Here is a 255-nt window from a genome sequence, read left to right as displayed (position 1 = left end):
ATGCATTAAGCTAACTGATACTAATTGCCCGTACGGCTTGTCCCTATAACCTTGACGGTTATACGCATTTACTCTTGATGAGTTAATACCCCAACTTTACTTCTCCCAGATTCGCTGCGTAGCCCAATAAGGGGCTGCGCAGCATACAAGTCAAAGCTTGATGACCATAGTAAGTCGGTCCCACCCCTTCCCATCCCGAACAGGACCGTGAAACGACTCTACGCCGATGATAGTGCTGCAACCAGTGTGAAAGTA

1 rRNA gene is annotated in these 255 nt (G+C 47.8%); it reads left to right on the top strand.

Annotated features, from left to right (window positions below):
• Positions 1-156: 156 nt before the first annotated feature.
• Positions 157-255: ribosomal RNA gene (rrf, locus tag GTP45_RS27865) — 5S ribosomal RNA — on the top strand; the annotation flags it as partial.

Origin of the sequence: Duganella rivi (genome assembly GCF_009857435.1) — a bacterium.
Taxonomy (GTDB): domain Bacteria; phylum Pseudomonadota; class Gammaproteobacteria; order Burkholderiales; family Burkholderiaceae_D; genus Rugamonas; species Rugamonas rivi.
Note: the sequence above shows the minus strand (reverse complement) of the source record. Positions and strands in the feature narration are given on the sequence as shown.